General features: G+C 62.4%; 14 protein-coding genes. 8 read left to right on the forward strand and 6 right to left on the reverse strand.

The window, feature by feature from the left end; all coding sequences use genetic code 11:
- Positions 1–52 precede the first annotated feature (52 nt).
- Positions 53–925, reverse strand: a complete 873-nt coding sequence (locus HQ312_RS12375; protein ID WP_027503763.1) for a bifunctional methylenetetrahydrofolate dehydrogenase/methenyltetrahydrofolate cyclohydrolase — start codon at positions 923–925, stop codon at positions 53–55.
- A 54-nt stretch (positions 926–979) separates the two neighbouring features.
- Between HQ312_RS12375 and HQ312_RS12380 the strand changes: the two genes are divergently transcribed.
- Positions 980–1444 (forward strand): tRNA (cytidine(34)-2'-O)-methyltransferase, encoded by a 465-nt coding sequence (locus tag HQ312_RS12380; RefSeq protein WP_222627246.1) that lies wholly within the window; start codon positions 980–982, stop codon positions 1442–1444.
- Positions 1445–1541: 97 nt separating this feature from the next.
- Here HQ312_RS12380 and HQ312_RS12385 read toward each other — a convergent pair whose 3' ends face one another.
- Positions 1542–4853, reverse strand: a complete 3312-nt coding sequence (locus HQ312_RS12385) for an error-prone DNA polymerase (RefSeq protein ID WP_222638746.1) — start codon at positions 4851–4853, stop codon at positions 1542–1544.
- A gap of 211 nt (positions 4854–5064) precedes the next feature.
- On the opposite strand from HQ312_RS12385, the gene HQ312_RS21925 reads away from it, so the two are divergent.
- The 5 genes from HQ312_RS21925 to HQ312_RS21930 all read left to right on the forward strand — a co-directional run bounded on the left by HQ312_RS21925 (position 5065) and on the right by HQ312_RS21930 (position 10294).
- Entirely contained in the window at positions 5065–5199 is a 135-nt protein-coding gene (locus tag HQ312_RS21925; protein WP_261782249.1) for a hypothetical protein, read from the forward strand.
- A 1772-nt stretch (positions 5200–6971) separates the two neighbouring features.
- Positions 6972–7154, forward strand: a complete 183-nt coding sequence (locus tag HQ312_RS12390) for a hypothetical protein (RefSeq protein WP_222627251.1) — start codon at positions 6972–6974, stop codon at positions 7152–7154.
- Between the two features lie 77 nt (positions 7155–7231).
- Positions 7232–7879, forward strand: coding sequence for a S1 family peptidase (locus HQ312_RS12395; RefSeq protein WP_222627253.1), 648 nt, complete (start codon positions 7232–7234; stop codon positions 7877–7879).
- 908 nt (positions 7880–8787) lie between these two features.
- Entirely contained in the window at positions 8788–9858 is a 1071-nt protein-coding gene (locus tag HQ312_RS12400; RefSeq protein WP_222627255.1) for a DUF3644 domain-containing protein, read from the forward strand.
- A gap of 304 nt (positions 9859–10162) precedes the next feature.
- Complete coding sequence (locus tag HQ312_RS21930; RefSeq protein ID WP_261769654.1) at positions 10163–10294, forward strand: hypothetical protein; 132 nt, start codon at positions 10163–10165, stop codon at positions 10292–10294.
- Positions 10295–10403: 109 nt separating this feature from the next.
- On the opposite strand, the gene HQ312_RS12405 is transcribed toward HQ312_RS21930, so the two are convergent.
- Together HQ312_RS12405 and HQ312_RS12410 are read right to left on the reverse strand one after the other, a co-directional pair.
- Entirely contained in the window at positions 10404–11384 is a 981-nt protein-coding gene (locus tag HQ312_RS12405; RefSeq protein ID WP_222638747.1) for a hypothetical protein, read from the reverse strand.
- Between the two features lie 262 nt (positions 11385–11646).
- Positions 11647–12495 (reverse strand): hypothetical protein, encoded by an 849-nt coding sequence (locus HQ312_RS12410; RefSeq protein ID WP_374198295.1) that lies wholly within the window; start codon positions 12493–12495, stop codon positions 11647–11649.
- On the opposite strand from HQ312_RS12410, the gene HQ312_RS22310 reads away from it, so the two are divergent.
- On the forward strand, positions 12481–12618 hold the full coding sequence (locus HQ312_RS22310) for a hypothetical protein (RefSeq protein WP_374198296.1): 138 nt from the start codon (positions 12481–12483) through the stop codon (positions 12616–12618). The genes HQ312_RS12410 and HQ312_RS22310 overlap by 15 nt on opposite strands.
- A 64-nt stretch (positions 12619–12682) precedes the next feature.
- Entirely contained in the window at positions 12683–13192 is a 510-nt protein-coding gene (locus HQ312_RS12415; RefSeq protein ID WP_222638749.1) for a hypothetical protein, read from the forward strand.
- Between the two features lie 41 nt (positions 13193–13233).
- On the opposite strand, the gene HQ312_RS12420 is transcribed toward HQ312_RS12415, so the two are convergent.
- Both HQ312_RS12420 and HQ312_RS12425 read right to left on the reverse strand, forming a co-directional pair.
- Entirely contained in the window at positions 13234–13773 is a 540-nt protein-coding gene (locus tag HQ312_RS12420) for a hypothetical protein (protein ID WP_222638750.1), read from the reverse strand.
- Between the two features lie 349 nt (positions 13774–14122).
- Positions 14123–14347: a DUF2188 domain-containing protein gene (locus tag HQ312_RS12425; protein WP_222638751.1), complete on the reverse strand. Its 225-nt coding sequence runs from the start codon at positions 14345–14347 to the stop codon at positions 14123–14125.
- Positions 14348–15083 lie beyond the last annotated feature (736 nt).

The following is a 15083-nucleotide window of genomic DNA, read 5'->3' on the forward strand; positions in this document are numbered from 1 at the left end:
GGCCGGCCTCCGGCCTTCCCGCCCGTCACCGACCGGCCTCCGGCCTTCCCGCTCATGACGAGACCGACTCCGATGCGGCCAGCATGCGCTCCGCGCGCTCGACGACGTTGCTCAGCAGGAACGCGCGCGTGAGGGGTCCGACGCCGCCGGGATTCGGGGACAGGAAGCCGGCGACCTCGTCGACACCGTCGGCCACGTCGCCCTTCAGCCCGTCGTCTGTGCGTGAGACGCCGACGTCGATGACCGCGGCACCGGGCTTGACCATGTCCGGGGTGATCAGTCCGACGACGCCGGCACCGGCGACGACGATGTCCGCGCGCCGCACCTCGGTGGCCAGGTCACGGGTACCGGTGTGGCACAGCGTCACGGTGGCGTTCTCGGAGCGCCGGGTGAGGATGAGCCCGAGAGGACGGCCGACGGTCACGCCGCGTCCGACGACGACCACATGAGCACCGGCGATGGGGACGTCGTAGCGACGCAGCAGGTGCACGATGCCGCGGGGAGTGCACGGGAGGGTGGAGTCCTCGCCCAGGACCAGTCGGCCGAGGTTGACGGGATGCAGGCCGTCGGCGTCCTTCTCGGGGTTCACGCGTTCGAGGGCGCGGTTCTCGTCCAGGTGCTTCGGCAGCGGGAGCTGCACGATGTATCCGGTGCAGGCCGGGTCGGCGTTCAGCCCGTCGATGACGGCGTCGAGCTCGTCGCTGGACACGTCCGCCGGGAGGTCGCGCCGGATGGAGGCGATGCCCACCTTGGCGCAGTCGTTGTGCTTGCCTCGCACGTAGGCAGCGGAGCCCGGATCGTCACCGACCAGCACCGTCCCCAAGCCGGGGGTGATCCCACGCTCGCGCAGTGCGGTGACCCGCGCGGTGAGGTCGACGAAGATCTCGTCGCGGGTGAGTTTGCCGTCCAGTCGCGTTGCGGTCACACCGCACAGTTTCCCACGCTCGGGCAGGCGGGTGGGACATGGCAGGCTGAACGGGTGTTCCGTCTGATGTTCCACGAACCGCGTATCCCGCAGAACACGGGAAACGCCATCCGCCTCGTCGCCGGTACGGGGTGTGAGCTGCACCTGATCGAACCGCTCGGCTTCGACCTGTCCGAGCCCAAGCTGCGGCGCGCCGGCCTCGACTACCACGACCTGGCGTCGGTCACGGTGCACCCGAACCTCGAGGCGGCGTGGGACACCCTCGCGCCCGAGCGGGTCTTCGCCTTCACCGCCCATGCCACCACGTCCTACGCGTCGGTGTCCTACCGGCCCGGCGACGTGCTGCTGTTCGGGCCCGAGCCCACCGGCCTCGCACCGGAGGTACTGGCCGACGAGCACGTGACCGACCGCCTACGCATCCCGATGTTGGCGGGGCGCCGGTCGATGAATATCACCAACGCCGCATCCGTCGTCGTCTACGAGGCCTGGCGTCAGTGCGACTTCGAGGGCAGCGTCTGAGCGTCCCGGGCGTTCGAATGGCGTTTTCGCTCCCGTCGAGGGCGTGCGGAGCGGGATCCCGCCGGATCGGCGCGCGAGAGGAGCAGAACGCCCACCATCAGCGGAAGTCTCGGGAGCGCAGCAGCACTCGCAGGTCCAGCGTCTCGAGCTTGTCGGCCACCAGCGTCACCACCCCCTCGGCGTTCTGCACGATGCCGCGGATGAACAGGGCCTGCGACAACTGCGCCGCGGAGCGGTACTTCTGCCACAGTCCCACCGAGCACACCACGTTGATCATCCCGGTCTCGTCCTCGAGGTTGATGAACGTGACTCCCGCGGCGGTGGCCGGACGTTGGCGGTGGGTGACCGCCCCGGCCACGAGCACCCGATCTCCATCGGCCACCGACAGCAGGCGGTCGGCAGGGACCACGTCCATCCCGTCGAGCCGCTCGCGCAGGAACTGGGTGGGGTAGCTGTCGGGTGAGACACCGGTGGCCCAGATGTCCGCGGCGGCCAACTCCCACGCACTCATTCCCGGCAGCGACGGAGCCCGGGTGGACGCACCCAGTGCCGGGAGTCGATCGGGGCGTTCGGCTGCGGCGGCCCCGGCTGCCCACAGCGCCTCTCGACGTGTCACACCGAAACACGCCAGGGCGCCGGCGGTGGCCAGCGACTCTGCTTGCGTGACGGAGAGTTCGACACGTCCGGTGAGATCGAGCAGAGACGTGAACTGCCCGCCGGACTCCCGCGCCGCCACGATCTTCTCGGCCAACGCCGTCCCGATGGACCGCACGTCCGACAATCCCAGGCGCACCTCGAGGCCGTTGTTCTCCACGGTGGCGTGGGCGAGACTGGCACGGACGTCCGGCCCGTGCACCAGGACACCGTGCCGTCGAGCGTCGGCCACCAACGATTGCGGCGAGTAGAAACCCATCGGCTGAGCGCGGAGCAGCCCGGCACAGAACGCCGCCGGGTGATGCAGCTTGAACCACGACGAGTAGAAGACCAGCGACGCGAAGCTCTGCGAATGACTCTCGGGGAAGCCGAAATTGGCGAAGGCGTAGAGCTTGTCGAAGATGCGGTCGGCCTTGGCGCCGGTGATGCCGTGCAGGTCGCGCATCCCGTCGTAGAAGCGTTGCCGCATGCGGTCCATCTTCTCCGGACTGCGCTTGGACCCCATGGCCCGGCGCAGTTGGTCCGCCTCGGTGGCCGAGAACCCGGCGACGTCGACGGCCATCTGCATCAGCTGCTCCTGGAACAGCGGTACGCCGAGAGTGCGTTCGAGTGCCCGCTCGAGCGACGGGTGATCGAAGGTGACGGGCTCGAGTCCGTTGCGGCGCCGGACGTACGGGTGCACCGAATGTCCCTGGATGGGTCCGGGTCTGATGAGGGCCACCTCGACGACGAGGTCGTAGAACTCCCGCGGCTTGAGGCGAGGAAGCGTCGCCATCTGGGCCCGCGACTCAACCTGGAACACCCCGACCGAATCCGCGCGCTGCAGCATCTCGTACACCGCGGCCTCGCCGAGGTCGAGTTCGGCGAGATCGACGTGCAGTCCCTTGTGCTCCTTCACCAGGTCGATCATGTAGTGCAGCGCCGAGAGCATGCCGAGCCCGAGCATGTCGAACTTCACCAGACCCACTGCGGCACAGTCGTCCTTGTCCCACTGCAGCACGGTGCGGTTCTCCATGCGCGCCCACTCGACGGGGCACACGTCGGCGATCGGCCGATCGCAGATCACCATGCCGCCGGAGTGGATGCCGAGATGCCGCGGGAAGTTCTCGATCTGCGCGGCCAGCTCCAGCACCGGCAGCGGGATCGTGGTCTCGCGGGCCTCGGCGGACAGGTCGCGGCCCGGCACGCCGGACCAGCGGGTGATCTGCTTGCTCCACGCGTCCTGCTGCCCTTGCGATGCACCCAGCGCCTTCGCCATGTCGCGTACCGACGACTTCCCGCGGTAGGTGATGACGTTGGCCACCTGTGCCGCGTAGTCGCGGCCGTACTTGGCGTAGACGTGCTGGATGGCCTCTTCCCGACGGTCGGACTCGATGTCCACGTCGATGTCCGGCGGGCCGTCGCGCTCGACGGAGAGGAACCGCTCGAACAGCAGACCGTTGCGCACCGGGTCGACGTTGGTGATGCCGATCGCGTAGCAGACAGCGGAGTTGGCCGCAGATCCTCGCCCCTGACACAGGATGTCGGCCCTCTTGCAGAAGTCGACGATGTCGTGGACCACCAGGAAGTAGCCGGGGAAGTCGAGTTCGGTGATGACGGCGAGTTCGCGGTCGATCTGGGCGTAGGCCGCAGGTTCGTCCTCGCGTCGACCGTAGCGTCGCTCGGCACCGCGCATCGTCAACTCGTGGAGCCACGTGATCTCGGTGTGGCCCTCCGGCACGTCGAACGGCGGCAGCTGCGGCGCGATGAGGTGCAGGTCGAACGCGCACTCCTCCCCCAGCGCCGCGGCGTGGGACACGGCGGTGGGATAGGCGGAGAACATCGCCGCCATCTCGGCCCCGGAGCGCAGATGGGTTCCGCCGAGCGGCGGGAGCCACCCGGACGCGTCGTCGAGACTGCGCCGCGCACGGACCGCGGCCATGGCCATCGCGAGCCGGCGCCGACTCGGCCGCGCGAAGTGTGCCGACGTCGTCGCGATGACGGGCAGCGAGAGACGCGCGGCGATGTCCGCCAGGGCGTCGTTGCGATCGTCGTCCTCGGCGACGCCCTGCCGCGTCAGCTCCACCGTCACACGGTCCGTGCCGAACCGATCCACCAGGTCGCGCAGCGCCTGCTCGGCAGCCGCGGGACCACCCTCGCTCAGCGCGCGACGCACGCTGCCCTTGCGGCACCCGGTCAGGATCTGCCAGTGCCCCCCAGCCGCCTCGGCCAACGCATCGATGTCGTAGCGAGGACGCCCCTTCTCGCCCCCGGCGAGATGCGCGGTGGCGATCTCCCGGGAGAGCCGCCGGTAGCCTTCCTGCCCGCGAGCGAGTACGAGAAGATGAGTTCCGTCCGGATCGGCTGCGCCGGTGCGTGATTCGGTCGGCATACCTGGATCACCGAGCGACAACTCGGACCCGAAGACGGTCTTCATCTCCAACTCACGTGCCGCCTCCGCGAACCGCACGACGCCGTACATGCCGTCGTGATCGGTCAGCGCGATGGCGTCCAGACCCAGCCGTACGGCCTCCTCGACCATCTCCTCGGGCTGGGAGGCGCCGTCGAGAAAGCTGAAGGACGAGTGGGCGTGCAGTTCCGCGTAGGGAACGGTGTCGCGCGGCCGCACCACCGCACCCTCGTAGGGATCACGCTTGCGCGACCAGGCCGGACTGTCACCGCCGTCACCCATCGCCAGCGGATCGATGACACGAGGCTTGCCCGAGAGCAACCGCTCCATCTCGGTCCACGTGGGCGGTCCGTCGTTCCATCCCATGACGCACCCTCGTCCGCTTGCTGGAGAACTTGTGTTCGAACGTATGTTCCCATTGGACCACCACCTCCACTCCGGCGGCAAGTCGACGGAAACCGTGGTCTCGCCCGGAACCACACCCCCACGGGGGCACCCGGTACGAAAGGTGCCGAACGGTCCGCTTCCGTTGCACACTTCCCCTGGAAGCGACCATCGACGACGAAGAGGACATGCCGTGCGGAAACTCACCCGAACCCTTCTCGGCACTGCAGCAGTGATTCCCCTGGCCCTCGCCACTCCCGGTCTCGCTGCCGCGGCGGAACCCACCGACGTCACCTACGCGTTCGCTGTCGACGGCACCCGCACCTGACGGCGTCCTGCCGCCGCTGGAACCGTTCTCGGGACCGATCGGCGAGGGGGGTACCCGCCACCGGCAGAGCGATTACAACGATCACGTTTCTAGCAGCAACTATGTCATAATATAAATTATCGGCAGATCAGTTCTCGTGGGCATCCGAGATGCATCGTGTGGGTAGCTATCGACGGTGGCAGGAAGCCGGAGCCTGCTCCTTGACGTCTTGTTCAAGCGCTGGCGCGTACACCCAGTGGCTCAACGTCGCCACCACCACCCTCCGGCCGGATCTAGCGCCTTTGCGCGCCGCGCATGGCGGGGCCCACTCCTAGCTCTTGCGGTAGCCCTCGTGGCCGCGGGTGCGTCTTCGATGACTGCTCTGCGGTCTTGAGTTCGCCGTCCACGCACTTGGTACGACCTTCGCACCCATCAGGGGCACGGGTCCATCTACCGCATCCTGACGGTCCTGCACGTATCGGACCATCCTGAATGTAAGGAACAAGTGCCAGCAATCGCGAACACACCCGGCAGGCGCGGGTGGCCTAGTGAAGAAGGGCGCGGACCGCCATGACGAACTATCTGCCCAGCGCAGCTGAGGCTTACCGAATCGTCGGGGCATGGCAAACTCAGCGGCAGCTAGCCGCTTTTATTTCGCGCTATCCGACTGTTTGACAGTCGAATTGAACGCACACGCTGGGTTCGAACGCCCCGTTTGGTCGGATTGCCCGGTCCGATCCCCCGGCGCAGAACGCTAGATCCAATCGTGTCGCGAGCTTGGGTCTCCTGTCCTGGCAAAAGGGCGCAACTGAGTAACACCCGCCTGTAAGTTGACGATGAACCGATGGGACCGGAAAATCCGGATTTCCATGGGAGGGGTTTGCGTAATGCAAAACTGGAAAAAGTTGATCGCGTCAGTCGGCTTGACGGTCCTAGCTGCATCTGTGGCAGCAGCACCAAGTGCGGGTGCGCAGTCAGCCGCTACCGAGTGCTCGGAGGCGCAATCACTCGCGGGTGAGTGCTTCGTGGGGTATGTCAGTCCAGGGGAAAGTCCGGAAGCTGCTGTGGTGAAAAGCGCGATCATGGGGGGATACGCCGACGCCGCACTGAAATATGTTCAACGCTACGCGAGCAGTCGCACGCCAGCACTTCAGGCGGAGCTGCAAAGTTTTGTTGACGGCTGATCTGACTGTTCACTTTAACGGCGGCTCGGATGGGACGCCAATTAACTCCCGTGAATGGAACCTGAATACAACGGAAGATCTCCAGGTCTGTTTCGATACCTGTACAATTATTGATACGGTGTCAATTCAGTACCGGGTTAGCGGATACCGAACTGGTGAGCTTTTGCTTGCCGGCCAAATTGCGTCGCAAGGCGGTAAAAAAGTCACGGTAACAAACCACAGTTGTGAAGTATATCAAGACATTCCGTACTTCGTGGATCCGCAAGTAGGGTTTTTCTCCTCTTGTCAGACCTTTACGGATGCAGCTAGCTACCAGATACTTGAATCATCGAGTTCGTCTTATCTGGCACGAACAAACGATTACATAAGAATTAATGTCGTGCTGATGCCAGGGACAGGAAACTCCAATGCTGTATTGAAGATTCCCAAGAATCTGAACTACGAGTCGCAGAACTTTGCATCGGATTCCGGGCGTACTATCAACTGGATGGCGTCTTAATCTTCGCCAAGAGGAAGGGACACCCTTTGCCCGAAAACGAAAGTCGGGAGTCGGAACGACTGAGGATCCTTCGTGCCCTGGATACGTGTCTGAACAGCACTGCTCAGGTCATGACGCTGGTGGCCGACTCGGTTGACGATCACGATGCGGTACGCGCACTTCAGGCGCACTTCGATTTTGACGAACTTCAGGCGCGAGCTGTACTTGCAATGCAGGTCAGGAGATTCTCGGCAGCAGAGAAGAGCAGCCTGAGGGCAGAGATTGCCGAGCTTGAAACCGAGAACGGGGGGTAGGATCCGTTTTGCGAGCGAGACGAGCCGGCTTCCTCTCGCTCCTGCTGCTGGCTGGATGCGGTGATACGTCGTTGCCGGTGACCTACCACGACAAAGGCGCTTCGTACGAGCAGTCTATTGCGCCGTCCACACAGATTCGTATAGATGGTGGTAAGACGTGCAGCCTCGCGTTGCTCGGCAAAACCAGCGACGGACGTCTCGCGGGATTGACAGCGGGCCATTGTGGAAAAGTCGGATCAGCCGTATTCACGTCAGCGATCCCGGGTCGTGCGTTGGGAACACTGTCGGCGAGCGATTTATTGATCGACGTTGGATTGATAACGTTTGACGGCAGTGTCCTCTCTGCTCCCGACGCCGCCTCTGTGTCCGCATTAGCAGCAACGGCACCTGCGGTCGGTGACACAGTGTGCCAAGTCTCACCGGAAACCGGTACGAATTGTTCTTTTGTTGGTGGAATCGACGAGATAGAAAGGCGTGTGCTTGCAAATTATTGCTCGCTGCCAGGAGACTCCGGCGCCCCGGTGTACTTCAACGATAAACTAGTCGGAATGAATCTGGGAAACGTTGGTAACCGGGGCGACCTAGGCCGCAATTTTGATATCCCGTGTGAAGATGCGGTGAGCGCGGTGCCGCATAACTTCGCGTTCTATAGGCCTATTCAAGACGTGCTGAACGTAGCTGGAAGCCTTACATTCTCGGACGTTGGTTTCTCCCCACTGCAATAGTGATTCCGCCAGCGGCGCTGTGAGAAAAGTTCGGTTGATGCATCGGGACCGGACCAGCGACCAACTTGGCGACCGGTGCGGGCACAATTTGGCTGGCGTTCTCAAGAGCGAACCGTTCGGCTCGGTGGTAGCCACGCGCAGTGTGCTCTGGCTTGCCGTGACTAGCTGCACCACCGTAACCCGCAAGGTTCGACCACGCGGACGCGATTTACATCGTGCAGCAAGCACAACGTGGCCACGGTAATGAGTCACCGTGGCCACGCTGTGTGTTCTGGCGTCCGTACCTTAGGTGGTCTCCTTCCACCCTCGGTTACAAATGAGTGCGGGGCTCACGGACGACGTGCGCCAGGCCCTCTTCGAAACTCAGGTATGGCTTCACCAGGCCGAAGACATCGTGTTCGCATCAGCCGCGAGCTCCGGCAGCTGAACGTGAACCCACCCCGGCAAGGCCGTTGCACCTCGGCCCGTGTACGCCCGGTGACGTCAAAGAGCAAGGCTCCTGGCTTTACCTGACAGAACCTAAATTATCGGCAATGACTATCATTATTGAATATCGAACTCGGAAGGTGCCCAGTACCGACCGTGTGACGGCGGTTCACGGTGTGCGAAGGTCGCTACTGACTGCGTCAGGGCAGAGGCGATGGACCTCGTCCTGGGGCGTTCCGGGGCGGCGGGCCGGAACTGAACTCGGGGCAGCCCCATTCACCCTCTTATGTTACCGGCTGAGCCATATCGTCACCAGTGACCTTTCGCGGGGACCGCGCGGTTGTGGCGCTCAGTCGGAGCAGGACTCGTGATCTCCCCGTAGCGACACCGTGAGCCGAGTCGTAGTCGTCTGGCAGACTCGACGCACGCTATTGAGACGTTCAACTGGAGCGACCTGGCGTCGATAGGAGTCGGGTCTACAGATGGCGCGTCCTCAGCGTTGGGAACTCCTGCTACGCGCGTCGCAGCAAGAGGCCATGCTTGCTGTCAGCTTGTTCAACGATCCAGGTCGAGAGCGAGCACTCGAAGGCTTCATCATTCACATGCACATCGCCTGGCTCTACGCGTTCCAGTCGAAGTGGATGCAGGAGGGCAACAACTACCACGTGCTGCGTTCCGAGCAGCCTCGCCGGTACAAGTACATCAACGGTGAACGCATGTCGCAGCCGCTGGAGTGGTTCGTGAAGGAGGAGTGGCCCAGCGAGAAAGCCACTGTGCGCGCCAACCTTGAGTTCTTCATCAAGCTGCGGAACAAGATCGAGCATCGCCACACCGGTACGGATGTAGCACTCCTGACGATCGTGAACGGGGAGTGTCACTCGATGCTGCTCAACTACGAAGAGTTCGTGACTGGGTTTGCGGGTACCGGCTACTCACTGGCTCACCGGCTGCACTTCCCGGTGTTCATCGGCGGGTTCACTGACCAAGGAAAGGAGGATCTGCTTAAGCTCACCAAGACCCTGCCGAAGGACCTGCGTACCTTCCTCGCGGAGTACGACGCCGGACTCGATGACGCGGTCTCCCGCGACCCCCGCTACTGCATGCGACTCACCATCGTCTTGGAGAGCGGCAACCGTAAGGGCGATCTTTCGCTTCAGTTCGTGAACGACAAGGATCTGTCTGACGAGGAGCGCGCGGTGATGGAAGAAGTTGCTGCGAACAAGGGATACGTCATCACCAAGCAGAAGAAGGTCCCGGTAGCTAATATCGGGAAGCATCGACCAGGGGCAGTTGCGAAGATGGTTTCCGCCGCGATCCCCTATCACTTCGGTGCGTCATCTCAGATGGCCGCCGCGTGGAGGAAGCACGGATGGCGACCAGCCGCCGGCGCAGCAGAACCCGAAGCGACGAAGTCTGAATTTTGCGTCTACGACGACGCTCATAACGATTACCTGTACACCGATTCCTGTGTGAAGTGGCTCATCAAGAAGTGCAAGACTGCGGAGGGGTTCCGAGAAGCCACAGGACATGAACCTCGTATGAAAGCGGAGTGATCAGTGGTGCATGAGAAACGCTGCTAGACAACCATTCGAACGTTACCTGCCATAATAACTATTATCGGCAATGAATACAGATAGCGTTCATCGCACCACGAGCTGCTGGGTGGCGCGTTTCATGGCAACTTAGCGGTCGACGGTGCGATCCACACCCGATCGGTCGACGAGGATGACAAGATTGAAATCGAGTCACTCAGCCGACCGTGCGCTCAGCGATGGGATTCTTTCGGTGTGCTGAAGAGATGGCATTTGAATGACGCGTGCCTGGTGGTAGTCCGACTACCACGGCATCAAGGAACACGTGGAAAACCTCGTGCCGTGGACGACGTACACCGTCCAGCAGGAGTGCTCCGTCATCACCATCGACGAGGAGGCGTTGGCGGAGCCGGTGGTTTCCGAAAACGGCGATCTCAGGGACGCGTTCGGCAGCTAGGAGCCGGGGCAGGGCCGCTCGCTTTCGGCAGATCTAGTGGTGAGCTGGATCAAGTGGGACGATGCAGTGATCTCTTACACCGGAGGTCCGAGGCTGCCGGAATCGCGCTCTATTCTAGGGATGCAACATCCACCAAGGTCTGTCCGCTGACGGGCGAGGCGTCGGTCAACGCATCGAGCCAAGGCAAGGCAATCGGTGTACCGATTGTGGCGCCAGTCCGGAGGTCGTGCTGCGAATATCTGGCATTTCGTCCGGGCACTACCACGTCTACTTTGCCATTGTCTACCGAAGCGACAGCATTGCCTTCAACTCCCGGCAGCGACCACTCGCGCCTGACTATTCCCGCAGCGTCGGACAGGTCAACGCTTAACACCTCTTTGGCGGCGTTGATCCAGTACGCTCTGCCGTCGAGAACGCTCATTGTCCCAGATACGACGCTCCAATCGAGGCCGGCCATGCCCAATGGTGTATCTGTTCTGGAGCCTGTACTGGTGTCGACTCGTGCGAGCGTCAGACCGGGCATACCGTTTTGTGAGTTCAAGGTTGCATTGTCTGCGTAAAGCGCATAAATCGCTTCTCCGTTCGGCCCGCACGCTGCCGTTCGGGAGATGGGCTTGAAATCTGCGGGATAGTCCCAAGCTGCGGTCAGCCGTATGCCATTGCTGTCGGCTCGATACAAGCCGCTTCGTGTTGATTCCTCGCCAACTCCGGTAGCTATATCCTGAATGATTGAATACGCGAGATCCCCACACTGCGCAACGGTGCGAGTTAAGCCATTCACGGTGCCACCGAATAGCTCACCCTGTGAGCTTATAGAGGCGTAGGAGTTTGTGTAGATGCCGGACACCATGCCACTGTTGTACCAATATGTCGCTGTGCCGGCGCGCTTGTCTGAGGTAGATGCTTGGACGATATTCTCAAACCCAATTGCGAATTCGGATTGTCCGCTCGGTGTTGTTAGCGTCAGCTGTTTCGACGACGTGGATGCCAGTTTGTCGCCTAGCGAGGAGACGCTGTTCGCGTAGATGGCGGGCCCGGTTATTGCTCCAACGAGCGATCCCGATGCATCAAAGGTGTAAACACTCGACACGTCGTCGGACTTTATGCCCTCCATAGTCGACGGACCCAGGGCCACGGCAGCGAGAGTGTCTTGGAGTGACGTGAGTTCTTTGGGTTCAATTGCTGCATTGTCTTGCCCGCAGGACGTCACTGCTAGCGCGGCCACCGCAGTGAGGAGAACAAGATGGGGTCCGCGTCTGCTAATCAACTCGTAACTCCTAGAGTGCGTGCCACGACGCGGGCGCCTTTCCCGGCGTTATGAGCAGGCGCCCGCGGGTGACTTGTGCCCGCAGTTACGGGTACAGGGTTGTCCAGTCGGACTTTACTATCTCGTTAGGGAAGATGCCTGAAGGGGTGGCATCTTCGCCGCCGCCTGGCTCTTGGTCTAGATCTACACCACCACCGGACGCTGACTGGAACGCCGCCCAGACCAGGGATGAGCAATTGTAAGCATCGCCGTTGATGAACCGCTTGTTGAAAGCGAAGTTACTGTTGTAGTCCTTCCCGACCTGATTAAGCGCAAAAAACACAGCATTCGCGCGGACACCGCTTGACGTGTTCACGAACATCATCTTGGGGCCGTAGACCGTACGGCGTGTCCCATCAGGATTTCCGGTCGTGTTGTCCGTCAGCTGGACGCCCTTTGTCGGATTGAGCGCCTCAACGGTTTCAGTTGTCGAAATGAAGATGCCGTTGTGCCCGTGGTTGACGTTGGCGGTATCAGCATCTGCGTAAAAGATGTCGCCTGCGCCACGGGCGAAAGGCAGGGTTGTCGGGGAGCCAGTGACCGGATCGGAAGCAAGGGTCTCGATCCGGCCACCTTCGACGGCCTCGAGAATCACGTCAGCGACGTCGAGAGCTCGCTGTTGCGCGTTGAAAATCGCCTCATCGATCATCTCCTGGGCAGTGGTTCCAGGATTCTGGGTTGCGAGCTCGACAGCGTTAGCTCCAGGGGTCTCCAACTTTCCACCCTGAAAGCTCTGCTCAATAGTGACGCCGTTGTCTACCTGTTCTGCGGTCGGGTAGCGCAGTGGTCCAGTCTCGTAACCGACACCAGCCCACTGGTCCAAGATCCTGCCCGTGACCGGCCACGCGCCAGTCGCGGGTGACCAGTAGATGACGCCGTTTTGGAAGCGTGCCATCTGGCCTCTCTGTCGTACCCGCAGGGCCCGGAAGCTCCCGCCGGCGACGGCGTCGGCACCCGCCAGGCATTCTTCGGTGGCACCGTCTACTACTCCCCCACCACCGGCGCCTACATCGAATAGCCAGACCAACCGAACGCCACCGGACAGCAAGGAGCACACCGTGCGAATACCCAGACGCGTAGCGATGATCGCAGCCATCGCGGTACCCCTGGCACTGGCGGCACCCGGCAGCGTCTCCGCAGCCGAGCCCTCCGACATCACATACTCCTACGACGTCGTCGGCGATACCGTCACCAACACCATCACCAACACGGCCGACGGCACCGTCCTGTGCACCACAGGCCTGGCATCGGCACCCGAAGGTGTCCTCCCCCCGGTCGAGACAGTGCTCTCGCAAACGCACGAGTACTACGACACTGGTTCAGTCGAACCCGGCACCACCGCGACTCAGACGGTCACCGACATCCCACCCGGCTCGTACGTCGTGCTGGCCACCTGCACGCTCGGCGAGTTCAACTCCACCGAAGCCTGGTGGTTGTCTGACTATCCCGGCATCAAGGAACACGTGGAAAACCTCGTGCCGTGGACGACGTACACCGTTCAACAGGCATCCGTCGTCATCACCATCGATAAGGCGGCGCCGGAGCCGGTACTTCCCGCGATCGGCGATCTCACAGACGCGTTCGGCAGCTAGATCGAGGCCGGGCCGTTCGCGTCACCCCGGACGCCCCGGCGTCAACGCCACCGGGTTCGCCACGATCCCGGTGGGTCGGCATGGCGCCGATAGATCTCCGTGTGCGGAAAGGCCTTGGCCCGGATGTAGGCGTCCTGCCACAGTTGTTGCGAATCGGTCGAATCCGCGACAGCGCGTTGCGAATCGGTCACCGGGAAGTGGAACCGCACTGCGTCCATCAGCGTCTGCTCCACAGTCAGGATGCGCCGCAAACGGAGCCCCAGACCGTCCAACCAGTCGACGACCGAGAAAACGGGCTGCTCGTATCCAGGGGGGCGCGATCCGTCTCGCGGATGCTCTCCGCCCTCTTCGAAGAACGCCCTCATCTCTGACAGTTCGGTGGCGATGTCGTCGATGTGATCGAGAAGCCGGCCGGAATCGATCACCAGCCGCGCGTAGAACGACGATGCTTCCGCTGCCGTGAGTGCATCTTGTACGTCACCGGACAACCGGTCCAGCTCGCGGGAAGGGACGCCGTTTACGAACGAGTTCGGTTCGCGCGCAACGGCGTCGAACGCCGCCAAAGGTCTGCGCACCGCCACGATCGTGGACCACAGATCCGCAACCGCCCGGGCCGTCTGCTGATTCGCAGTGAACGCGCGGTCTCGTCTGTTCGTCGTGAGCGCGACCACGACGGCGCCGGCTGTCAGAATGGCGCCGACCCAGGCTGCGAGTGGGCCGAGGACTTCGAGCGTGAGTGCCCCGTATGCAGCGGTAGCCACGACAACCGAAAGCACGTAGCCGACTACCAGAACGGTGGCCGCGGCCAGCCGACTGGTCTTGATCCGAGCCCACCGCTCACCGAGGGTTCTGCCCGCCGCCCCTCGACGAGCTTTTGGGGAACGCTGCCGACGCCACTTTCGGCCCATATCGGTTCCTTCGATGGGTAGCTCAGCCCTTCGGGGGGTGCGGATCCTTCTTGCCGATCGTGTCGGTGTTCCTGATCTGGTTGTTGTCCTTGCGGTGGTCCCGTACTTCGCCGCCGCCGCTGCGCTCGGCGTACCCGGCGGCCGCGTCGGCCTGCGTATCGAATCGGCCAGCTACTCGGGACGCCCCCGCTCGCTTCGCGGTCCAATCACCGGAATCGTGGTCGTACTGCACGTCGTAATCAGCCACCTGCACTCCTCTGCACGGGAAACCGTCGAACTGGATGTACCGACCGTACCGTTCGGCGTGGTCGCCGACGCTGACTTCCGTCCGTGTCACAGGTAGCCCCGACAAGGACGCGGCCTTTAGCTGACAGAACCCAAATATCGGCGATGGTTGACGTTATTGATGATGTGCCGGGTGTGGTGGTGGTGGTTCGCCATAGGCGCCCATGCGAAGTGCCGGCGTCGAGGCGACGATGGCCACTTGTTTCAAGGAGCCAGCACGTCGACGTCGGCGTTCACATCGACAACGAACCCGTCGGAAGTGTGGACGGTTACGTCGTGAGACGCCACGTTCAAGGACATCGATGATGGTGCCGTCCGGTTGAGATACGCGATCGTCGCCGTGGGCGGCAAAATGCGTGCCGGCGGCCTCCCGGCGTCTGCTGCTGGTAGCATAGCTGCCGTATTCAGCGGATCACGATCGCAACGGATCAGCGAACGTAAATAGCTTAAGCCTTTGAAAAGCGAATGGGTAAGCGAAAGACTCGTGTCGTAGCTCGAGCCGAGGAGGTTGAGTTTCGTGGATGACCCGTCAGTTAAATACGAGGTTTCGTACGACCCGGCGGCGTTTGCTTCCGACCTCGAAAAACAACCATTTGCGGAAGTTGGCACTGGCTGGCGAATGGAGTTTTTCAGCGCCTTGGTGGCAGCGTTGCGCCGGGGTGAAGCCCAGTCGCAATTTCGGGTCGACCAAATTACTC

This window comes from Rhodococcus sp. BP-316 (genome assembly GCF_019836105.1).
GTDB lineage: Bacteria > Actinomycetota > Actinomycetes > Mycobacteriales > Mycobacteriaceae > Rhodococcoides.

Excerpts from the sequence above, each read along its gene's own strand:
- HQ312_RS12390 (WP_222627251.1), top strand. The coding sequence starts at position 6,972 with ATGACGCTGGTGGCCGACTCGGTTGACGATCACGATGCGGTACGCGCA.
- HQ312_RS12415 (WP_222638749.1), top strand. The coding sequence starts at position 12,683 with ATGATCGCAGCCATCGCGGTACCCCTGGCACTGGCGGCACCCGGCAGC.
- HQ312_RS12400 (WP_222627255.1), top strand. The coding sequence starts at position 8,788 with ATGGCGCGTCCTCAGCGTTGGGAACTCCTGCTACGCGCGTCGCAGCAA.
- HQ312_RS12410 (WP_374198295.1), bottom strand. The coding sequence starts at position 12,495 with ATGGCACGCTTCCAAAACGGCGTCATCTACTGGTCACCCGCGACTGGC.
- HQ312_RS12385 (WP_222638746.1), bottom strand. The coding sequence starts at position 4,853 with ATGGGATGGAACGACGGACCGCCCACGTGGACCGAGATGGAGCGGTTG.